At 66.6% G+C, this 20,079-nt stretch carries 19 protein-coding genes; 13 read left to right on the plus strand and 6 right to left on the minus strand.

Annotated elements, in window-relative coordinates; translation table 11 throughout:
- The first annotated feature begins 10 nt into the window (after positions 1–10).
- From MY55_RS00760 to MY55_RS00775, 4 genes are all read left to right on the plus strand, one after another.
- Positions 11–628, plus strand: coding sequence for a LysE family translocator (locus MY55_RS00760; RefSeq protein WP_043574656.1), 618 nt, complete (start codon positions 11–13; stop codon positions 626–628).
- A 128-nt stretch (positions 629–756) separates the two neighbouring features.
- Positions 757–1,689 (plus strand): LysR family transcriptional regulator, encoded by a 933-nt coding sequence (locus MY55_RS00765; protein ID WP_043574654.1) that lies wholly within the window; start codon positions 757–759, stop codon positions 1,687–1,689.
- A gap of 82 nt (positions 1,690–1,771) precedes the next feature.
- Complete coding sequence (locus MY55_RS00770; protein WP_065201844.1) at positions 1,772–2,395, plus strand: LysE family translocator; 624 nt, start codon at positions 1,772–1,774, stop codon at positions 2,393–2,395.
- A 17-nt stretch (positions 2,396–2,412) separates the two neighbouring features.
- Entirely contained in the window at positions 2,413–2,871 is a 459-nt protein-coding gene (locus MY55_RS00775) for an aminoacyl-tRNA deacylase (protein ID WP_065201903.1), read from the plus strand.
- Positions 2,872–3,104: 233 nt separating this feature from the next.
- On the opposite strand, the gene MY55_RS00780 is transcribed toward MY55_RS00775, so the two are convergent.
- The 4 genes from MY55_RS00780 to MY55_RS00795 form a co-directional block, all read right to left on the minus strand.
- Positions 3,105–3,884: an HAD-IIA family hydrolase gene (locus MY55_RS00780; protein WP_047238003.1), complete on the minus strand. Its 780-nt coding sequence runs from the start codon at positions 3,882–3,884 to the stop codon at positions 3,105–3,107.
- Between the two features lie 172 nt (positions 3,885–4,056).
- Positions 4,057–4,392, minus strand: coding sequence for a hypothetical protein (locus MY55_RS00785; protein ID WP_043574647.1), 336 nt, complete (start codon positions 4,390–4,392; stop codon positions 4,057–4,059).
- A gap of 210 nt (positions 4,393–4,602) precedes the next feature.
- Entirely contained in the window at positions 4,603–5,703 is a 1,101-nt protein-coding gene (locus MY55_RS00790) for a HAMP domain-containing sensor histidine kinase (RefSeq protein ID WP_047258232.1), read from the minus strand.
- Between the two features lie 4 nt (positions 5,704–5,707).
- The gene (locus tag MY55_RS00795; protein ID WP_043574643.1) at positions 5,708–6,391 is read right to left on the minus strand and encodes a response regulator transcription factor; all 684 of its coding nucleotides are present in this window, start codon (positions 6,389–6,391) and stop codon (positions 5,708–5,710) included.
- Positions 6,392–6,570: 179 nt separating this feature from the next.
- Between MY55_RS00795 and MY55_RS00800 the strand changes: the two genes are divergently transcribed.
- The 5 genes from MY55_RS00800 (at position 6,571) to MY55_RS00820 (ending at position 10,646) form a co-directional block, all read left to right on the plus strand.
- Complete coding sequence (locus MY55_RS00800) at positions 6,571–7,062, plus strand: Spy/CpxP family protein refolding chaperone (RefSeq protein WP_053006816.1); 492 nt, start codon at positions 6,571–6,573, stop codon at positions 7,060–7,062.
- 306 nt (positions 7,063–7,368) lie between these two features.
- Positions 7,369–8,232, plus strand: coding sequence for a helix-turn-helix transcriptional regulator (locus MY55_RS00805; protein WP_047238002.1), 864 nt, complete (start codon positions 7,369–7,371; stop codon positions 8,230–8,232).
- A gap of 2 nt (positions 8,233–8,234) precedes the next feature.
- Positions 8,235–8,933, plus strand: a complete 699-nt coding sequence (locus MY55_RS00810) for a transaldolase family protein (protein ID WP_047238001.1) — start codon at positions 8,235–8,237, stop codon at positions 8,931–8,933.
- The gene (locus tag MY55_RS00815) at positions 8,930–10,153 is read left to right on the plus strand and encodes a sugar MFS transporter (protein ID WP_043574637.1); all 1,224 of its coding nucleotides are present in this window, start codon (positions 8,930–8,932) and stop codon (positions 10,151–10,153) included. The genes MY55_RS00810 and MY55_RS00815 overlap by 4 nt, the downstream gene beginning before the upstream one ends.
- A 250-nt stretch (positions 10,154–10,403) precedes the next feature.
- Positions 10,404–10,646 (plus strand): hypothetical protein, encoded by a 243-nt coding sequence (locus MY55_RS00820; protein WP_043574636.1) that lies wholly within the window; start codon positions 10,404–10,406, stop codon positions 10,644–10,646.
- Between the two features lie 158 nt (positions 10,647–10,804).
- Here the strand turns inward: MY55_RS00820 and MY55_RS00825 are convergent, their stop codons facing one another.
- Positions 10,805–12,211: a CoA transferase gene (locus tag MY55_RS00825; protein WP_047237228.1), complete on the minus strand. Its 1,407-nt coding sequence runs from the start codon at positions 12,209–12,211 to the stop codon at positions 10,805–10,807.
- Positions 12,212–12,311: 100 nt separating this feature from the next.
- On the opposite strand from MY55_RS00825, the gene MY55_RS00830 reads away from it, so the two are divergent.
- Positions 12,312–13,499, plus strand: coding sequence for a citrate synthase family protein (locus MY55_RS00830; RefSeq protein ID WP_065201904.1), 1,188 nt, complete (start codon positions 12,312–12,314; stop codon positions 13,497–13,499).
- Positions 13,500–13,610: 111 nt separating this feature from the next.
- Entirely contained in the window at positions 13,611–15,332 is a 1,722-nt protein-coding gene (locus MY55_RS00835) for a diguanylate cyclase (protein WP_043574629.1), read from the plus strand.
- Between the two features lie 19 nt (positions 15,333–15,351).
- Here the strand turns inward: MY55_RS00835 and MY55_RS00840 are convergent, their stop codons facing one another.
- Entirely contained in the window at positions 15,352–16,347 is a 996-nt protein-coding gene (locus tag MY55_RS00840) for a hypothetical protein (protein ID WP_047237229.1), read from the minus strand.
- Positions 16,348–16,768: 421 nt separating this feature from the next.
- On the opposite strand from MY55_RS00840, the gene MY55_RS00845 reads away from it, so the two are divergent.
- Positions 16,769–19,018, plus strand: coding sequence for a M9 family metallopeptidase (locus tag MY55_RS00845; protein WP_065201905.1), 2,250 nt, complete (start codon positions 16,769–16,771; stop codon positions 19,016–19,018).
- Positions 19,019–19,190: 172 nt separating this feature from the next.
- Positions 19,191–20,009 carry an AraC family transcriptional regulator gene (locus MY55_RS00850; RefSeq protein ID WP_230623352.1) on the plus strand — a complete coding sequence of 273 codons (819 nt, stop codon included), beginning with the start codon at positions 19,191–19,193 and terminating at the stop codon, positions 20,007–20,009.
- Positions 20,010–20,079 lie beyond the last annotated feature (70 nt).

The following is a 20,079-nucleotide window of genomic DNA, read 5'->3' on the forward strand; positions in this document are numbered from 1 at the left end:
GGAACCCGCCATGCTGCCACTCTCCCTGCTGTCGCTATACCTAGCCGCCCTGGTCGCCGTCTATGTCTTGCCGGGGCCGGACATGGCGCTGGTGATGGCCACCTCCGCCAGCCGCGGCGCCGGCGCCGGCCTCATGACCGCGTTGGGCATCGCCGCATCGCGCTTCCTGCACGTGATGATGTCGGGCCTGGGCCTCGCCGCGCTGATGGCCACCCACCCGCTGCTGTTCAACGCCGTGCGCTGGATAGGCGCGGGCTACTTGCTGTGGCTGGCGTGGAAAGTCGTGAGCGCCAAGCCTGCGGCTGAAAACGCGCCTCAAGTGGCGGAATCGGGCCGCGCCGCGATCGCGCGCGGTTTTCTGACCAATCTGCTCAATCCCAAGGCCTTGATGTTCTGCGCCTTGTTCCTGCCGCAATTCGTGTCGCCGGCGTATGGCGCGGCGCTGCCGCAGTTCGCATTGCTCGCGGCCATCCTGGTCGCGGTCGGGCTGTGCTTCGATACCGCCTACGCCTTCGCCGCCAGCGGCATCGCACGCCGCCTGAAAACCAGCCGCTCGACGGCGAAGCTGCAAAAAGGCCTGCTGGGCGGCATGTTCGTGGCGATGGCCGGGCGGCTGATCTTCGGCTGAGCCCCTCTCCAGGCCGGCGCGCCGCCGCGCCGGCTATTCCCAAAATCCTGCTCTCATCCGACAATCCAGGGGCTCGGCCTACAAACCGGGCCCGCCGCCACGGCGTGCCCATGCCTGACGGATGCCCCATGCCACTGCCTCTGAATCTGAACCTGCTGCGTTCGCTGGAAGCGCTGCTGGAAACCCGCAACCTCACCCGCTCCGCAGACAAGCTGGGGCTGACCCAATCGGCGATGAGCCGCCACCTGGTGCAGTTGCGGGCGCAGTTCCACGACCCGCTGCTGCTGCGCGAGGGACAGCGCTTCGTGCTGACCGAGCGGGCGGAAGAGCTGCGGCTGGGACTGAAAACGGTGCTGGAGCAGGTGGAGCGGCTATACCAGCCGCCGCAGTTCGATCCGGCCGTCTGCGAGCGGGAGTTCTCCTTCGCCGGCTCCGACTACCTGGCCGAATACATGCTGCCGGACATCCTGGACCAGGTGCTGCCGCAGGCGCCGAACATGCGCCTGAAATTCCTGCCCTGGCAGGCCGGGCGTTTCGACATGCTGGTGGATGGCAGCGCGGACCTGGTTTCCACCATCGCCGACGAAATCCCGGACAACATCTACGGCAAGTCGCTGGGCCAGGATCAGCCGCTGTGCGTGATGGCGAATGACCACCCCTTGCGCGGCAAGTCCGCGCTGAAACAGGACGACTACCTGGCCTGGCCGCACGCGCGCGTCAGTTCGGCCAGCGACAAGGACGGCTTCGTCGACGTGCAGCTGGCGCAAAACGGTCTGGCCCGCCAGGTGCGCATCGCCACCCCCTATTTCGTGTCGGCGCTGAGCATCGTCTCCCGCAGCCAGATGCTGCTGACGCTGCCCGAGCACTTGGCCGTCCGCTTCCAGCGCCAATTCCCGGTATGCGCCAAGCCGATGCCCTTCATCGATTACACCTACCGCTACTGGCTGCTGTGGCATGGCCGCGCGGACAAGGACCCGGCGCACCGCTGGTTCCGCGGCCACGTTTTCGACGCGCTGCACCACTCCATCCACGGCGTCAGCAACTATGCGGGAGACGCATAGCGGCTATCAGGCCATGGCGGTTCTGCCCGCCGCGTCCACGCCATAGACTTTGTCCTGACTGTCATCAAACAAGGAGAAAGTTATGACCTGGACGATCTGGCTGCAATTCGCCGGCGTGTGCATGCTGGGCGCGATGTCCCCCGGCCCCAGCCTGGCGATGGTGCTGCAGCAGACGACCCGCGGCGGACGAAGCAGCGGCCTGGCCGCCGCGTCGGGACACGCGCTGGGCGTGGGCCTGTACGCGCTCGCCGCGGCCCAGGGCCTGGCGCTGCTGATGGCGGCGCACCCGCTGTTGTTCCGAATCATCGCTGGTCTGGGCGCCGCCTATCTGGTGTGGCTGGGCGTGCAGGGCCTGCGCGCGGCGGCCCGTCCGCGCGCGGCCGCCGGCGCGACCACCGCCGCCGCCGCGCCGACGTCCGCCTGGAAAGCCGCCCGCACCGGCCTGGCCGTGTCGCTGTCCAATCCGCATCTGGCGGTGATGTTCGTCGCCCTGCTCAGCCAGTTCGTCACCGTCGATATGCCAGCCAGCGGCCAGGCGCTGCTGATCGTCACCGCGATGGGGCTGGATTTTGGCTGGTACGCGCTGCTGGCGCTGCTGATCTCCCAGCCCGCCGTCCTGGGCGGCCTGCACCGCAAGGCCAGATGGATAGACGGCTGCGGCGGCGCGCTGATGCTGCTGCTGGGTCTGCGCATCCTGATGGTGTGACGATGCGGGAACATGCCATGAAATGGAATCCGCAAACTTTCGCCGCGCTGGCCGCGCGCCACGGCGGCGAATTGCTGGAGCACGACGCGCCGCTGCGCTCGGCCCGCGAGGGTGCCGCCCACTTCGGCATCGCCATGGCGCAGACCGCGCCCACGCTGATTGTGGAGGCCGACGGCGACATCTTCGCCTGCATCCTGTCTGGCGGCCGCAACGGCGTGGACTGGGACAAGCTAGCGCGGCTGCTGGACCGCGCCCATGTTCGCCTGCTTGACCGCCGCCGCGTCCGCGATATCACCGGTTGCGACGCCGGCGCGGTGCCGCCGCTGGGCCTGGGCCTGGGCCTGCCCTGCGTGATGGACCGCCTGCTGTTGGCCCACGACTTCGTCTACGGCGGCGCCGGCGATCCGCTCAGAACGCTGAAGATCGCTCCCCGCGTCCTGGCGGAACTGAACCGGGTGTCGGCCTGGTACGAATAGCGCCCGCGGCTTACAGATGCTCCCGCAGGAGTCGAGCGCCGGCAGCGCCACCCAGACCCGGCGGCATGGCCTGCGGCCAGAACGCCGCGCTGGCGACCACAAGCCTGGCGCGGCATCCGGCATGGCGGGTGGCGGGGTGTACGCTGGCCGTCCCGGCATCGGCCTGGGCTTCCCGATATTGTCGGTGCCGCCCCGGAACCCAGCGGCCAGCGCAGCCATCCGAAACCGCGCCGTCACAAGGCTTGCGGGTCGATGTCGGCGACGCTGTCGAACACGTAGTCCGGCTGATAGGGGAATTGCTCCATCGATTCGCGGCTGGAGACGCCGGACAGCACCAGCGCGGTGCTCATGCCGGCCTCCAGGCCGCCGACGATGTCGGTGTCCATCCGGTCGCCTATCATCACCGCCTCTTCCGGATGCACGCCCAGCTTGCGGGTGGCCAGCATCATCATCAGCGAATTGGGCTTGCCGACGATGTAGGGCTTCTTGCCGGTGGCGGCCTCTATCGCCGCCAAGAGCGTGCCGGCGGCCGGCTCGTAGCCGCCGCCTTCGATCGGGTCGATCATGTCCGGGTTGGTGCCGATGAACTTGGCGCCCTGGTCGATGAAGCGCACCGCCTTCTTGATCTGCTCGAAGCTGAAAGTCTGCGACTTGGCCACCACCACGTAGTCCGGATGGGATTCGGAAATGGAGAAGCCGACGTTGTACAGCTCGTTGATCAGGCCGGCCCCGCCCACCACGTAGGCGGTGGGCATCGCCTTGCGGGTCTGGCTTCTCAGGAACATCGCCGTCGCCATCGCGCTGGTGATGAAGTTGTCTTCGGTCAGGCCGCCTATGCCCAGGCTCTCCAGCTTCAGCCGCAAATCCAGCGGCGTCTGCTCGGCGTTGTTGGTCAGAAACAGGAAAGGGGTTCGGGTGTCGATCAGGCGCTGGATGAATTCGCGCGCGCCGGGGATCAGCTGCTTGCCCCGATAGATCACGCCATCCATGTCGGAAATGATGCTTTTGCTCATGCGGTGTATCCAGAACACGAGTGCCGGTTGCGCGGGCACGGTCGCGGGCTGCGGCATGCCGCCGCAGCCTGGACAGCATAGCATGGCCGCAAGACGGCTTGATTGCGCCACTGGCGCCCCAGCGCGCCTGCCCGCAGCCGCCCATCCTTAGCCGCGCGCCAGACTGGCCGCGTCAATGCGGCCGCAGCGCGGCGCGGCCCCAGTGGATGCGGTCTATCTCCGGCAGCTTGCTGATGCTGAGCGCCAGCTCATTGCAGGCCTGCGGCCCCAGCGCCGAGCCGCTCAGCACGATCTGCAGGCAGGCGCGGTCGTTGGCGCAGGCCGGCATGCTGACGATGCGGCACGCGCACAGGCCCCGGCTTCGCAGCTCGCGCATCACCTGCCTGCGCAGGCTGGTCAACTCCGCCGCCGCGCAGGTCAGGGTCAATTTGAAGCCTAGCGCGGCGCGTTCGCGCGGGGCCGCGCCGCCGCGCCGAGCCAACATCCGGAAAAAGGCCGCCACTCCCATGCCCACCCCCTTTCGGCGCCCGGACGCCGCGCATCGGCCGCTCCCCGCGCCTTATTATCGTTTGTCGATGCCGGCGCCCGCCCTGCTGCCGCGCGCCGGCCACTGATGCAGTAAACCGCGTTCCGCATAAAGAAAACGAAAAAAGTGAGAGGATGAGGATAAACATTTCGCCGGACCGGATTGGAGAAAATCCAGCCGGGCGAGAGCCGGCTAGCCGGCCGACGGCAGGTCGATGGTGACCGTCAAGCCGCCGCCGACGCGGTTGGCCGCCATCACGCTGCCTCCATGAGCCAGGATCACGCGGCGGGTGATGGCGAGGCCCAGGCCGTAGCCGGCGGCGGGAGGGCGCGAACCGCTGCGGAAAAAGGGCTCGAAAATGGCGGCGAGGTCGCCGTCGAACACGCCAGGCCCCCGATCGGACACGCTGACGCGCAGCCGGCCGGCGTCGGCGCGGGCGGCGATCTCCACCCGGCTGCCGTCCTCGGCATGGCGCACCGCGTTGCGCGCCACATTCTCGATGGCGCGGTGCAGCAGCTCGCGGCTGCCGCGCGCGCTCAGATGCCCGGCGCAATCCACGCTGATGGCGCAGGCCTTGGCCTCCGCCTCCAAACCGGCGTCGGCGGCGATATCGGCCAGCATCTCGGCCAGATCGAACGTCTCTTCCACGCCGTCGGCGATGCCGGCGTCCAGCCGCGCCAGGGTCAGCAACTCGCCCACCAGCGCATCCATCCGCGCCGTGTCGCGCTCGATGCGGTCGATGAACTCCGCCGCGCGCTCCGGCTGCTGCCGCGTCAGGTCGGCCGCCGCCTGCAGCCGCGCCAGCGGCGAACGCAGTTCGTGCGACACGTCGTGCAGCAGCCGGCGCTGCGCGTCCAACAGTTTTTGCAGCCGCTCGGCCATGCGGTCGAAATCGTCGCCCAGATCGGCCAGCTCATCGTTGCGCCCCGCCATCGCGGCGCCGGCGCGGACATCCAGCCGTCCTGTCGCCGCCGCGTCGAACGCGGCCCGCATAGTCCGGATGGGTTTGGCGAAATACCAGGCCAACAAGGCGGCGAACAGCAAGCTGGCGATGCTGCCGGCCAGCAAGGGCAGCAACAGCATGGACAGGCCGGCAGGCGGCGGACCATGGCGCGGCGGCCGCGGCGGGCCGTGCGCCGGGGGGCCGGCATCCGGCGGCGGCCCCTCTCCGGCGGCCAGCGCCGGCCGGGGCCGATCAGGATGGCCCAGCCACACCGCGGTGGCCACGCCGCCCATGGTGAGCAGCTGCGCCAGCCACAAAAACAGGAAGAACTTCCAGAACAGGCGGCCCATCGCGTCAACCGGCTATCAATTGGTAACCCTTGCGGATCACGGTCTGGATCCGCGGGCTGCCGTCCGCCAGCGGCCCCAGCTTGTGGCGGATGCTGCTGATATGCACGTCTATGCTGCGGTCGAAGCGGGCCAAGGGCCGGCCCAGCGCTTGTTGCGACAATTCGGCCTTGGACACCGGCATGCCGGCGTGGCGCGCCAGCGCCTCCACCAGATTGTATTCGGTGCTGGTCAGCTCCACCGCTTGCCCGCCGCGCTCCACCCGCCGCAGCGCCGGCCACACCGTCAGCGCCCCGGCCACGATGGCCGGCGCCGCCGGAAGCTGCGCCGCGCCTGCCACACGCTTCAGAATGGCGCGGATGCGCGCCGCCAGTTCGCGCGGCGTGCATGGCTTGGGCACATAGTCGTCGGCGCCCAGCTCCAGCCCGGCGATGCGGTCGGCATCGTCGCCGCGCGCGGTCAGCATGATCACCGGCATCGCGCTCGCGGCGCGGATGCGGGACAACGCCGCTATGCCGTCCATGCCCGGCATCATCACGTCCAGCACCGCGATGTCATGCCGCCCCGACAAGGCCGCGGCCACGCCGGCCGGGCCGTCGTGGGCGCAGGACACGGCGAAGCCTTCGCGCGCCAGGTAGTCGCGCAGCAGCTCCAGCAATTCGATGTCGTCGTCCACCAGCAGCACATTCATGTCAAACCGCGCCTCATGATCGCAATGCTGCGGATATTAAGGCACGCCCCCGCGGCGGCGGCAATCCTTTACCCCGATTTACACCGGCGCTAACGCCGTTTAACGCCGGCGCGGGAAACAATGGCTTCCATGGCGCGGCCGGCTTCTTCGGCAGGCCGGCCAGACTGGAGGGAATGCAAATGCAGACCGCGAAGAAACGATGGACCATCCGCCTGGCGGCGGGAATGGCGGCGGCGGCGCTGGCCGCCGGGGTGATGGCGCATGAACCGGCCGGCGACGAGCAGCCTGCCGAATGCCCGCCTCTGCCGCCGCTGCACGGCGCCGGCTGGCTGGCCGTCCCAGGACTGCCGCAGGCGGCGCTGCGCGGCATCAAGCTGACCGAGGCGCAAGAGGACAAGCTATTCGAGTTGTCGCAGGCGCAAGCGCCGGCGCGGCGCGCGCTGGCCAAGCAAGCGGCGCGCTCGCATGAAGACCTGCGCCGCGCCGCCGAAACCGAGCCTTTCGACGAAGCGCGGGTGCGCGCGCTGGCGGAAGTGCACGCCCAGGCGATGGCCAGGCTGTTTCTGATGCAGGCCGAGCTGGATGCCAAAGCCCGCGCGCTGCTGACAAGCGAGCAACGCCGACAATACGCCGCGGCGCGCCCGGCGCCCTGCCCTCCTCAGGCCCGCTAGCCCTGCCGACCAACACTGACGGCGGCGCATCGGCAGCCCGGTCGCCCCTCCCGCCATGGCCGGCCGCCCGAAACGCCTGCCGATGCATTTATCATTTTAATGTTAATATACCGGTTCTGAACCTTCATTCAGGCCAAGTTGAAATTCATTACAAAAATAATACTTAAAAGTACTTTATTCGGCGCCGCGCGCACTGTAGATCGCCTGCGCAACGCTTGCCGCCTCCCGGCTCATGATTCGGCTTTTGCCGCGGAAAACCAGCTATCCAAACAAGCTATTCGCGCACACTGATGAAATGGGATTTCCATGGAAAACATCAATTTTCAAAGCGATGCCTTCTACGCCACCAATCCGTCATTCACTGCCACCAATCATATTATTGAATTCACCAAACCGCTGAAAATCCTGAAAATAGATTACTTCACGTTTGATCGGCACTTCAAAGACAACTCCAGAGTGGTGCTGACCAATTCGATAGACTGGATCACCCACTACTGGCGCAACGACATGTACCAGCACGCCATTTTCGAGAACAATCCGCTGAGTTTCTCCGATGGCCATGTCTTCTGGAACTGGCTCAACCGCGAACCTATCTATTCCGCCGCCAGCCAATTCGGCATAGACAACGGCATCACCATGATCGAGAAGCACATCGACTACACCGATTTCTTTCATTTCGGCTCAATCAATGACAACAGCGTGAACAACAACTACATCATGAGCAAAATGGGAATCCTGCACCAGTTCATTTCCCTGTTCAAATACAAAATGCAGGACATGATCAGCGATGCCGGCAAGAAAAGAATCTATGTTCCGGATTTCAAGAAAAGCCTGGCTTCGATACAGGAAGGCGAAGTCAACAATGAAATCGTCGGGCTGGATTTTTACAAGCTGATCAATCGGCGCGATGTTTCCCGGATCTACCTGGGCGAGGAATACAACAACGCCTATCTGACCAAGAAAGAGGTAGAGCTGATGAAGGAGCTGACCAGCGGCAATTCATGCCAGGAAGCCTCGCTCAATCTGGGTATTTCCAGCGACGCGGTCAACAAGCACATCAAGAACATCAAGGACAAGCTGAATTGCCGCACGCTTTGCCAGCTTGGCTTCGTGATGGGCAAGCTGAGCTCGAAAAACATCTATCCGTTTTTAATAGGCGACAGGAGTTGAGAATGAAGATTTGGCTGGACACGATAGATTTCGACATCATCCGCAATGCGCAAGCGCTGGGCGTTCTCGCCGGGGTAACCACCAATCCGGCGATACTGGCCGCGGCCGACCTGCCGGCGCAAACCGTCATCGAAACCCTGCTGGACATCCAGGATGGCCAGGTGGCGGCCCAGGTCACCCGTGACGACTTGCCGGGCATGCTGGCCCAGGCGCGCGCGCTAGCGCGAATCAGCCCGCGGATGGTGATCAAGATCCCGGCGATCCGCCACGGCTTCCAGGCGATCGCCACCTTGGAAAAGGAAGGCATCGCCACCCTGGCCACCACCATCTTCGAAACCCGGCAGATCCTGATGGCCGGCATGGTGGGCGCCAGCTACGCCGCCCCCTATGTGAACCGCATCGAACAATCCACCGGCAACGCCTTCGCCATCCTCAGCGAATCGCAGGCCATCCTCGAACGCTACCGCTACAAGACCATCATCATGGCCGCCGCCATCAAATCGGTCGAACAATGCGTGCGCTGCGCGCAGTTGGGAATCGGCGCCGCCACCCTGCCGTCCGACATCTACCGCGGCCTGTTCGCCTCCAACCACGATATCGACGACAGCCTGGCCAAATTCGACGCGGCATGGGCGGCAAGCAAGTTCACCTCCGGCTCCAGCCTGTTTCACGTTCCGGCCGCCAAGGAAGCCCGCCTATGAACCGTCCCGACCCCGCGCTGAGGAAAACCATCTTCCTGGTGACCTGCACCTTCTTCCTGTGGGGCATGTCCTACGGCTTGCTCGACGTGCTGAACAAGCACTTCCAGGAATCCATGCACATCGGCAAGGCGCAATCCGGCCTGCTGCAGCTGTCTTACTTTTCCGCCTACTTCGTCATCGCGCTGCCCGCGGCGGCCATCAACAAGCGCTACGGCTATAAAAAGGGACTGATCGCGGGCCTGCTGCTGTTTTCCGCCGGCGCGCTGCTGTTCATCCCCTCGCTGCGCGAAGGCAGCTTCGCCGGCTTCATTTGCGCGCTGTTCATCCTCGCTTGCGGCCTGGGCGTGCTGGAGGCCACCGCCAATCCTTACATGACGCTGCTGGGCGACCCGCGCGGCTCGGAAAAGCGGCTGAACCTGGCCCAGTCGTTCTGCGGCCTCGGCACCATAGTCGGCCCGCTGATCGGCGGCGCGCTCTTCTTCAGGATCGGCGGCAGCGACGCGCAAGCGCAGCACGGCGCGGTGATGCAGGTTTACGTGTGGATTTCCGCCTTCGTGGTGCTGCTGGCCGCGGTGATCGCCCGCACCGACATGCCGGCGGCGGAGCAGGCAAGCGAGCGCGCCTCCGACCCGGGCGCGTCCCTGCTCGGCAACGGCCGCTTCATCGGCGGGGTGGCCGCGCAATTCTTCTATGTGGCGGCCCAGGTCGGCATCGGCGCCTTCTTCATCAACTACGCGATGGAAAACCAGGCCTCGCTGTCCGCCAAGGACGCCGCCTGGCTGCTGTCGGCGGCGATGCTGCTGTTCATGGCCGGCCGCTTCGCCGGCACCTACGCCATCGCCCGCCTGCCTTCGCAAAGGCTGCTGACCGGCTATGCGCTCGCCAGCATCGTCCTGTCGCTGGTCGTCGTCTTCGCCGGCGGCCGGCTGGCGGTCTTCGCCCTGATGGGCTTGTTTTTCTTCATGTCCATCATGTATCCGACGATATTCTCGCTCGCGATCAAGGACGTGGGAGCGAAGACCAAACAGGCCGGCTCCATCCTGACCATGGCGGTCAGCGGCGGCGCGCTCTATCCGTACCTGATGGGCTATATCGCCGACCGGCAGCCCATCGCCCACGCCTACCTGCTGCCGCTGGCCAGCTTCGTGGCGATCTTCGCCTACGGCCTGTACCTGGAAAACAAGCCGGCGCCGCTGCCGGCGCCCGCCGCCGCGCGCTGAAGCGCAGACGCCAGCCCGGCATGCCCGCGATAGCCATCCTTGCGATGGCTATCGTCCGTTTCGGCCGCCGGAAATCTACTACAGATTTCTGTACTTACCGCCGCCCGGCGGATACGGTATCTTCCCGCATGCCATCAGCACATGGCTTTCGGCCTGCTTGGCCGGCATGGGGGCAACACTTTTTCAAACCGTCTCGACAATAACAAAAGCATGGGAATTCCGGCGCTTCTACAGGCTTGAGGTGCAAAGCATGGAACTGAAAAACCTAGTCAAGAAAATAGAAGACGACGACTTCGCCGTCGACAGCATCCAGGGCGACTCCGTGATCATCACCCGGCCCGTGATCCTGGGCGAGAAAGACTCGGAATGGGAAGGTTCGCCGATTTTCAACCGCGAATACCTGATAGACCTGATCGCCATCAGCCTGGCCTACCAGGTGTTGGACCACTCCGACCTGAACACCGCCTTAAGCAAAGCCAACGCCTTCACCTGAAGACGCCGTTCCGCTCCATTCCGCCGCGGCTGCCCTGTTTTCCCCCGGATGCCCAGCTTGCCTTTCGCCTGTCCCGCAACCGCCAGACCGCCGCCGCAGGCAAGGGAAACCGGGCGGCGTCCGCCGCGAACGCGGAGCCCCTCGCCAACAGCTCAGGCTTATTGCCACTCGGCGGCGGCCAGCCCCAGCGCTCCGGCCGGATGCGCCCAATGCATGGGCGCGCCGGCGATGGCCAGCGGCGGCAGGATGCGCCGCGCCGCGCCCCACGACGTGCTTTCCACAGCGCCAGCCAGATCCTCCGGCCGCTCCGGCGACAGCGGGCCGGCATCGCCGGGGTTGGCATGCGCCGTCAACAGCCGGGCGGTGCGCGCCAGCGAGGCCTGGGCGCTGCAGCCTTCGCCGCTTGCCAGCCGCCCGCTCAGTCCGCGGATCGCCGCCGCCGCCAGCAAATAGCCGGTGGCATGGTCTAGCGCCTGGTTCGGCAAGGGCAGCGGACGCTCGGCGCCGCTGGCGCGCATGCCGGCGTCGGCAATGCCGCTGCTCATCTGGATCAGGCTGTCGAAACCACGGCGGCCGCGCCAAGGTCCGGTCCAGCCGTAGGCGTCCAAAGACACGTCCACCAGCCCCGGATTGAGCTCGCGCCGCCGCGCCGCGCCCAGGCCCAGCCGCTCCAGCGCATCCGGCCGATAACCATGCACCAGCACATCCGCCCCGATCAACAGCCGCTCCAGCCGGGCGCGGCCGGCCGGGTTTTTCAGATCCAGCCGCGCGCAGCGCTTTCCCAGCGTCACCTCCGGCACCGTGCCCGGCTCCTCCCAGCCATGCGGGTCTATCCGCAGCACCTCGGCGCCGAAGCCGGCCAGGAAACGCGTGGCCACCGGCCCGGCCAATACCCGCGTCAGATCCAGCACGCGCACGCCGCGCAAGGGGCGCTCGCGCGTCGGCGTCCATGCCGGCGCGGCGGCGCGGATGCCGGCTCGCCAACGCAGCAGCGGCTCGTCCGCCACCGCCCGGCCCTGCGGATGCTCGGCCCATTCGGCCAACGTGCGCATGGCGGCGGCGCAGCCATGGCGTTCCACCACCGCCGCCTCCAGCTCATCCGCGCGCCAGCCGGCCACCGCCCGCGCCACCGCCTCCCGGTCGGCCGCGGCGCCCAGCACCGCCAGCGCGGCGTCGCGGTGATGCGGCGCATTGGTGTGCAGCCGTATCCAGCCGTCGGCCGCCCGGTAGTCGCCGGCGACGGCATCCCAGATTGGCGGCAGGGCCCAGCCTTGCGGCCGCAGCGACGCGGTGAACCAGAACGACGCCAGACGCTTGTCCACCACCACCTGCGGCATCGCCCCGCCGGCCAGCGCCAGCAGCTCCGCCATCGCCAAACCCGCCGCGCTTATCGCCGCCGCGGCGAAATCGGTGACGGCGAACGCCGACGGCAACGCGCCGTCGCCCGTCATCGCGACGTGGGCCAACAAGGCGGCATCGCCGCCCGCCGCCTGCCAGAAAGCCTTCAGATAATGCTGCGCCGGCGCTATTCGGCCGGCTGTCGCGATGCATTCCGTATCGAACATGACGCTTCTCCTTTGCGTGAACCCACTCGAAGAATATGCTCATTGAAATAATTGTCAACATTGATTAATGTAATCAACATAACCCTTGGAATCGACCATCATGCCCCGCTACCTGAGCTCCGCCGCCGCCGCCGCCCGCCTGGGCGTCTCCCGCCAAACGCTGTACGCCTACGTCAGCCGCGGGCTGCTGCATGCCGACAACAGCGGCGGCCAGCGCGAAAGCCGCTATCTGGAAACCGAGGTGGAGCAACTGGCCGCCCAACGCACCCGCGGCCGCAAGCCCAAGGAAGTGGCCAAGGCCACCCTCAGCTGGGGTCTGCCGGTGCTGGAGTCGGCCATCACCCTGATCGAGGACGGCCAGCTGTACTACCGCGGCGAGAACGCGCTGGAACTGGCCGCCTCGCAGAGCCTGGAAGAAGTGGCCGCCCACCTGTGGCAATGCGACGCCGCGGCCGCCTTCGGCGTGGACGCGCCGCCCTGGCCGGACACGCTGCCGGCGCTGATGGCGCATTACCGGGGCCGCCGCGCCGAAGAGACGCTGCTGCCGCTGTTCACCGCCGCCAGCGACGACGCCCCCACCGCGCTGTGGCAGAAATCGGCGCCGCGCCAGGCCGAAGGCTGCGGCGCCATCCTGCGGCTGATGACGGCCTGCCTGCTCGGCACCCGGCCCGACGCCGCTCCCATCCACCTGCAATGCGCGCGCGCCTGGGGCGTGGACGCCGAAGGCGCGGAACTGATCCGGATGGCGCTGGTGCTGTGCGCCGACCACGAACTGAACGCCTCCAGCTTCACCGCGCGCTGCATCGCCTCCACCGGCGCCAGCCTGCGCGCCGCGGTAGTCGGCGGCCTGGCCGCGCTGACCGGCGGCCGCCATGGCGCCACCACCGCCAGGGGCGAGGCGCTGCTGGACGAGATAGGCGATGACGACAGCGGGCAAAAAATGCGTGAACGGCTGGCAAGAGGAGAGGATTTGCCGGGATTTGGCCACCATCTCTATCCCAATGGCGACGTCCGCGCCATCGCCCTGCTGGCGCGGATATTGCCCCATCGCCCGCGCTTGAAAACCATGGTCGAGCAGGGTCTGGCCCTGACCGGGCAGCCGCCCTCCGTCGACTTCGCGCTGGTCGCCGTGCGCCGGCACCTGGGGCTGCCGCCCGGTTCGGCCTTCGGCCTGTTCGCGCTGGGCCGCGCCGCCGGCTGGATCGCCCATGGACTGGAGCAACGCGATGGCGAAAACCTGATCCGCCCGCGCGCGGCCTACATCGGCAAGCCACCCGGCATCGCCTGAACCGGCTCCCGGCGCGGCGGGAAATTTGCCTGCCGCCGCGCCGCTGCGCATATACTCAAGCGAGCGCCGGCCGCGCACGCAGCCGGACGCCGGATTCCGAATCGACGATACATGCGCCTGTCCCATATTTTCATCATCGCCACCGTCTCCCTGTTCGTATTGATCAGCCTGCCGCTGGCATGGATCATCAGCAGCGAATGGGCGGTCTTCCATGCCACCGACGATGGCCTGGACGCCATACAGGTGGCGCATCTGGCCATGGTGACGGTGGAGAAGATCGCGCTGGAGCGCGGCCCGACCAATTCGCTGCTGGGCTCGCCACCCGATGACGGCCGGCGCAAGCGGCTGCAGCATGCCCGCCAGGCCAGCGACCACGCCCTGCTTGCCCTGCGGCGCGAGCTATCGTCGTCCGCGTCCGACGACCATCGCCGCGCCATGGGCTCGGTGCGCCAGGGAGAGGCGATACTGGCCGATGCCCGCGTCCGGGTGGACCGCGTGGCCGGCCTGCCGATGCGCGCGTCTACCCAGATCATGGACGCGGTGCGCCGGATGTACGACGCGATCCCGCCGGTGCTGCAGGCGGTAACCGCGTTGTCGTTCCGGGCGGAAAGCATCTATCCGCAACTGGCCAATCCGCTGGCCGGTGCCCGCCAAGCCACCGAGCTGAGGGAATACGCCGGCCGCCTGGGTTCGCAGCTGACCGCCGCGCTGACGGAAAACCGCCCGTTGACCGAAGAGGAAATCCAGGCGGTGGACATCCTGCGCGGCCGCATCGAACAGCTGCACAGCACCCTGCGCCTGCGCATCAACGTGCCGGAAGCATCGGCCGCCACGCTGCAGGCCGCCCAGGCGATGGAAGACCATTATTTCCGCGCCGGCCTGCCCATGGTGGAGGCCATCCTCCTCGCCAGCCGGCAGGGCCGGGTCTACCAGGTCGGCCCGGCCGGCTTCGCCGCCGGCTACGTGCCCACCATGGCCACCATCGTGAGCTTGCGCGACACCATGATCGCCGAGGCAGTCGCCTCCGCCCAGGCCCGCCACCGGCGAGCGTTGGTGCATCTGGCGCTCGCCGCCGCGCTGGGCCTGCTGGCGCTGATCAGCCAGGCCGGGCTGTTCGCCTACATGCGCTGGCAAGTGGCCAAGCCTTTGCTGCAAGCCTCCACGCTGCTGACCGCCATCGCCAACGGCAAACTGGACGCCGACATTCCCGCCGGCCGCCGCAAGGACGAAATCGGCGAAGTGCTGGCGGCCATCGAGGCGCTGCGGCGCAACAGCGTGGAAAAAAGCCGGCTGGAAAAAGAAAAACAGCGGTTGATAGAAGAACTGACCGAGGTGTCCAGCGTCGACTTCCTCACCGGCATCGCCAACCGGCGCGCCTTCACCCAGGCGGCACAGGCGGAAATCGCCCGCGCCGGCCGCAACGCCGCGCCGGCGGCGCTGATCCTGTTCGACATCGACTACTTCAAGCAGGTGAACGACAGCCACGGCCATGACGCCGGCGACGCCGTGCTGAAGCACGTCGCCGCCATCGCCGAGCAAACCTGCCGCGAAGGCGACCTGCTCGGCCGCTACGGCGGCGAGGAGTTCGTGGTGCTGACCAGCCACAGCGGCGGAGCCGGCGGCGTCAGCCTGGCCGAGCGGCTGCGCGCCAATCTGCAGGCGTCGCCGCTGGCCCTGCCCCACGGCCAGGCCCTGACTGTCACCGCTAGCTTCGGCGTCGCCGCGCTGAATGAAGAGCGCCATTCGCTGGAAACGCTATTGGCCGCCGCCGACCACGCGCTTTACGCCGCCAAGCGGCGGGGCCGCAACCAGGTGGTCGTGGCGGAACCATGACCGGCCGGGCGCCCGGCCCCTATCTGCCGGCTTTCGCCGAACCGGATCCCGCATCGTCGTTGGCGCTGCCGCTTTTGGCCAGCTGGGTCAGCAAATCGGGAATGAAACGTTCGGCGAAACCGAAGAAGAACGCCCAGACCGCCATCTTGCCGTAATCGACGCCGCGCAGCAGATAAGGCAAAACGTCGGAGGATGGCTCATGCGGGCCAAACTGCGGCGCCAAACCGCTGCTCAAAAAAGCGGCGCCCAAGCCCGCGGCGAATAGCCAGAATCCCAGAATGCCGAACAGCACCCCGCTGGCCAGCGCCAGATAGAGGCTCCAGGAGCCATCCATCAGCATGGCGACGCTCGCGCCGGACTGCCCATTGCCGCTGGTTTTATTGCCCACATCCTGAATGCGCTGCAATATGCTCGCATAAGCGCCCAAAATGCCGAAAATGGCGGCCACTGCCAAGGAGCTATCCGTCCGGCCGACAGACAACCAGTAATAGCACGCCCCCAGCAACAGCAGCGCCAGGGTGAACCTGCCCAAACGAAAACGCAGCCTGTCCAATGCGCGTTCGCGTCTCAGCGCCCGGAAAAAACGCTGCTGGCCAAGCAACACCGCGGCTCTCAACGCCGCCCGCGAAACAGCGGGGGCGCCCGCCGGCTGCTTCGCCGCCTCCTGCGCCGAAGCGACGCCATCGCCTTCGCTCATGTCGAGCGACAAATCGATATCGGCCGGGCGGATCATGGCCAGCATGTCGTCGCGGGCCAGTTCCACGCACAGCTCCTCCATCTCGAACAAATCTCCCCACGTATAGCGGCTCTGCGACAGCAACTGCTTGGCCCGGACAAGCTTCTCGCCGTTTTCAGGCTCGTTCAGCAAGATCGCCTTCATGGTGGTTTGCACTTTCAGGACATAACCGAACGCGCTCCGCTCCACCTCATTCTCCGCGGCGGCAAGGCGCACGCCGGCAAGCGGCAGCCAGTGCTCCGCCAACGGCAAACCATTCTTCAAATCGGAAACGGACATGGCGGGAACTCCCAGATAGCCGGATGCCGATCCGGCATGGTCAACAGAGAACGGGAAAAAGGCTCTCGCCGCGCGCGCCCCTGGCCGCGCCGACTTCCATCCAAGCTTGCCAAAACTTTTGTCGAGTCCTCGCACGGGGCCGGCGGGTGTCCTACGCCGCGCCTGTCATTACTTATTGCCAAGCCAAACTGTTAATTCAAGCTAGTACGAACACTTAAGCCGCGGCCCCCGCCTACAGGACAAAACACGCGTCAGCCCGCAGCGGACTGGCGCGGGATCGGCTGGCGAACAACGACGCGGCCGCGCCCGGAGGGATTTGGCAAATCTGCGCGCGCCGGCGCGGAGGCGCGCCAAGAAATCGGCGCGTGCGCTGGGCATGATGGCGGACATCGGGGCGCCGCCCCGGTTTCCGGAGACGAATATGCATAAAATCCCTCTCGCCGCGCTTTGCGCCGCCATGGCCGCCGCGCTGCTGGCCTTGCCCGCGCAGGCCGCGCCAAAACAAAAACTGCAGAAAACCCCGCACCTGGCGCAGGCCCGGCCGCAGCAGGCCGCCGCGCCGCGCCTGTGGCGCCAGCGCCCGCCGACCGACGCCCAGGCCCGCTACCGCCTGCCTGACAACCGCACCGTGATCGGCAAACCGCAGAGAAAACTGGCGCGCCACGCCGCCACGCCGCAATGCCAGGACATGAACGCGCTGGCCAGCCACAGCGGCGCCGATCTGGCCAACTACCTGGCCACGCTGCCCGATTACACCTGCGGCTACGGCCTGTTCTCGCTGGACAAAAAACTGGCCGCCACCATTTACAGCGCCGGCAATCTGAACGCCGTCGCCGGCCGCTTCGCCCAGGAGGCTGCCGGCTACAATGCCTCGTCGATGGCGCTGGTCAATCTGACGCTCTACCTGCGCGCCGGCTACTACCTGGCCAGCACCGGCGTCCTGCCGGCGCTGGACGCCAACCTGCAGACCGTGCTGCGCCCCGGCATCAAGCAACTGGCCGACGGCGCGGCGCTGTTCGCCGCCAACGCCCAGGCCCCCACCACCGCTAACGAGGTGATGACGCTGATCACCAATATGGCGGACGAGGCCTATTACCTGCCGTCCATCCGCGCCATCGTCCAGCGCTACACCAACGGCGCGGCCAATCCCGCCGCCGCGCAAGCCTTGCGCGAAACCACCGCGGCGCAGGGCTTCACCGGCGCGCTGACCGTGTTCTTCTACGCCCACGGCCGCGCCAACGCCGCGCCGCTGCTGCAGAACGACGGCAGCTACTCCGCCGCGCTGACGCAATTCGTCCAGGCAGACAAGGCCAGCCTGATCGGCACCGAAAGCGCCTACCAATTAGGTGACGCCACCCGCGAGGGCCTGCGCTTCATGCAATACCCGGCGCTCAAGCCCGCCATCAAGCCGCAAGCCAAGGCCATCCTGGCCGGCAGCAGCATGACCGGCGCCGACAACGAGCTGTGGCTGGCGGCAGCCGAGGCGGTGAAGTACTACGACAATGCCAATTGCTCCGAGTACGGCACCTGCAATTTCGAGACCCGGCTTGCCGACGCCGTCCTGGCCAACCGCTACACCTGCAGCCCCACCATCCATATCCGCGCGCAGGAAATGACCACCGAGCAGATGCAGTCGTCGTGCGCGCTGCTGCAGAAAGAGGAATCGTACTTCCACCAGATGCTGCAGACGCATAACCAACCGGTGGCCAATGACAACAACACCTCGCTGGAGGTGGTGGTGTTCGACGACTACGACAATTATTCCAAGTACGCCGGCGTGATCTACGGCATCGGCACCGACAACGGCGGCATGTATCTGGAAGGCAATCCGGCCGATCCGGGCAACCAGGCGCGCTTCATCGCCCACGAAGCGTCGTGGCTGCGGCCGACGTTCAAGGTATGGAATCTGGAGCACGAATACATCCACTACCTGGACGGCCGCTTCGACATGTACGGCGACTTCGCCGCCGCCACCCGCCAGCCCACCGTGTGGTGGATTGAAGGCCTGGCCGAGTACCTGTCGCTGCGCAACGACAATCAGACCGCCATCGACATCGCCAAGACCGGCACTTACAAGCTGAGCCAGATCTACGGCAACACCTACGACATGGCCGACTACGTCCCCCGCGCCTACCGCTGGGGCTATATGGCCACCCGCTTCATGTTCGAGCGCCATCGCGCCGACATCGACGCCATGCTGCCGCTGTGGCGCAAGGGCGATTACGATGGCTACATGGGCCAGATGCGGCAGATAGGCAACCGCTACGACGCGGAGTTCGCCAACTGGACGCAAAACGCCTCCACTGCCGGCCAGCCGCCGCTGCCGCCCGCCTCCGGCCTGCCGGCATGCGACGAGGGCTACCCGAATCGGCTGGGCAAGAATTGCTCGATCAGCGGCCAGGCCTCGTCCAGCGCGGCTTACCTCGCCATTCTGGTGCCGGCCGGCGTGCGCAACCTGAAGCTGTGGACCAGCGGCGGCAGCGGCGACGTCGACCTCTACGTGGCCAAGGACCGTTACCCGACCACCGGCAGCTATGATTTTTCGTCCGCCTCCGCCGGCAACGAGGAGTCCGTGGCCATCGCCGCGCCGCAGGGCGGACACTGGTATTACCTGACGCTGCAGGCCAAGCAGCCCTTTGCCAACGTCACCGTCAGCGCCAGCTACGAGTAAGCGCTTGCGCCAAACGAGAACAGGCCGCGCCGCACGCGCGGCCTGTTCTCGTAGCGCGTGCGCGAGGAAACTTGCAAACCTCATGAATGTAGGCCATGTTATTTTCAACAAATGCCATTGTAATAATTGACCCATTTGATGGAATTAATCACGCAATCCGAGGATGGCCCACATGCTCATGCAGCTTCCGCAACCCAGCATCATCAGCGACCTGCCGGCCGCGCGCGCCATGGCGGCGCTGTTCGACCACCTGCTGGACGTGGTTTTCTCGATCAAGGACACCGAAGGACGCTATCTGGCGATGAGCGAAGGCTGCGTGGTGCGCTGCGCGCTGCGCCACCGCGGCCAGGCGGAAGGCCGCACCGCCCACGAGCTGTTTCCCAGCGCCATGGCCAACCGCTACCGCTTGCAGGACCTGGCCGTATTCGCCGAGCGCAGGCCGCTGCGCAACCGGCTGGACCTCACCGTCTACGCCGACGGCGCGCCCGGCTGGTGCCTCACCAGCAAGCAGCCGCTTTATCATCCCGATGGCCAGTTGCTGGGCCTGGTCTGCATTTCCCGGGACCTGGCCGAACTGACCCGCGAAAAACTGCTGGACGAGCGCTTCGCCGCCTGCGTCGACCATATCCAGACGCATTACCACCGGCCGTTGCGGCTGGAAGAGCTATGCGGGCTGTCCGGACTGAGCATAGGCCAGCTGGACAGGCGCATGAAGCGGGTGTTCCAGGTCTGCGCCGGCGAGTTCATCCGCCGCACCCGGATGGAAGCCGCCTGCCATGCCATTCAGCACAGCCGGCAGCCGCTGGCCGACATCGCCGCCAATTGCGGCTTTTCCGACCAGAGCGCGCTCACCCGCTTGTGCCGGCAGATGCTGGGGCTCAGCCCGCGCCAGCTCAGGCTGCGCATGCCACCCGGCCACGCTACGGCGCTGGTATTTGCACCTAGTAAAACTACTAGGCACATCCCGCGGCACAAGAACATACCCTTATAAGTGGATGCTTCGCCGGAGCATGCCGCGCCGCCGCGCGCTGTTCGGCGCCTCCCCTCACCCGATGCCAAAC

It is taken from the genome of Chromobacterium subtsugae, from assembly GCF_001676875.1.
Lineage (GTDB): Bacteria > Pseudomonadota > Gammaproteobacteria > Burkholderiales > Chromobacteriaceae > Chromobacterium > Chromobacterium subtsugae.

What these genes read in the sequence shown, in the direction of transcription:
- MY55_RS00760 (WP_043574656.1), top strand. Translation starts at nt 11, where the DNA reads ATGCTGCCACTCTCCCTGCTGTCGCTATACCTAGCCGCCCTGGTCGCC.
- MY55_RS00765 (WP_043574654.1), top strand. Translation starts at nt 757, where the DNA reads ATGCCACTGCCTCTGAATCTGAACCTGCTGCGTTCGCTGGAAGCGCTG.
- MY55_RS00770 (WP_065201844.1), top strand. Translation starts at nt 1,772, where the DNA reads ATGACCTGGACGATCTGGCTGCAATTCGCCGGCGTGTGCATGCTGGGC.
- MY55_RS00775 (WP_065201903.1), top strand. Translation starts at nt 2,413, where the DNA reads ATGAAATGGAATCCGCAAACTTTCGCCGCGCTGGCCGCGCGCCACGGC.
- MY55_RS00780 (WP_047238003.1), bottom strand. Translation starts at nt 3,884, where the DNA reads ATGAGCAAAAGCATCATTTCCGACATGGATGGCGTGATCTATCGGGGC.
- MY55_RS00785 (WP_043574647.1), bottom strand. Translation starts at nt 4,392, where the DNA reads ATGGGAGTGGCGGCCTTTTTCCGGATGTTGGCTCGGCGCGGCGGCGCG.
- MY55_RS00790 (WP_047258232.1), bottom strand. Translation starts at nt 5,703, where the DNA reads ATGGGCCGCCTGTTCTGGAAGTTCTTCCTGTTTTTGTGGCTGGCGCAG.
- MY55_RS00795 (WP_043574643.1), bottom strand. Translation starts at nt 6,391, where the DNA reads ATGAATGTGCTGCTGGTGGACGACGACATCGAATTGCTGGAGCTGCTG.
- MY55_RS00800 (WP_053006816.1), top strand. Translation starts at nt 6,571, where the DNA reads ATGCAGACCGCGAAGAAACGATGGACCATCCGCCTGGCGGCGGGAATG.
- MY55_RS00805 (WP_047238002.1), top strand. Translation starts at nt 7,369, where the DNA reads ATGGAAAACATCAATTTTCAAAGCGATGCCTTCTACGCCACCAATCCG.
- MY55_RS00810 (WP_047238001.1), top strand. Translation starts at nt 8,235, where the DNA reads ATGAAGATTTGGCTGGACACGATAGATTTCGACATCATCCGCAATGCG.
- MY55_RS00815 (WP_043574637.1), top strand. Translation starts at nt 8,930, where the DNA reads ATGAACCGTCCCGACCCCGCGCTGAGGAAAACCATCTTCCTGGTGACC.
- MY55_RS00820 (WP_043574636.1), top strand. Translation starts at nt 10,404, where the DNA reads ATGGAACTGAAAAACCTAGTCAAGAAAATAGAAGACGACGACTTCGCC.
- MY55_RS00825 (WP_047237228.1), bottom strand. Translation starts at nt 12,211, where the DNA reads ATGTTCGATACGGAATGCATCGCGACAGCCGGCCGAATAGCGCCGGCG.
- MY55_RS00830 (WP_065201904.1), top strand. Translation starts at nt 12,312, where the DNA reads ATGCCCCGCTACCTGAGCTCCGCCGCCGCCGCCGCCCGCCTGGGCGTC.
- MY55_RS00835 (WP_043574629.1), top strand. Translation starts at nt 13,611, where the DNA reads ATGCGCCTGTCCCATATTTTCATCATCGCCACCGTCTCCCTGTTCGTA.
- MY55_RS00840 (WP_047237229.1), bottom strand. Translation starts at nt 16,347, where the DNA reads ATGTCCGTTTCCGATTTGAAGAATGGTTTGCCGTTGGCGGAGCACTGG.
- MY55_RS00845 (WP_065201905.1), top strand. Translation starts at nt 16,769, where the DNA reads ATGCATAAAATCCCTCTCGCCGCGCTTTGCGCCGCCATGGCCGCCGCG.
- MY55_RS00850 (WP_230623352.1), top strand. Translation starts at nt 19,191, where the DNA reads ATGCTCATGCAGCTTCCGCAACCCAGCATCATCAGCGACCTGCCGGCC.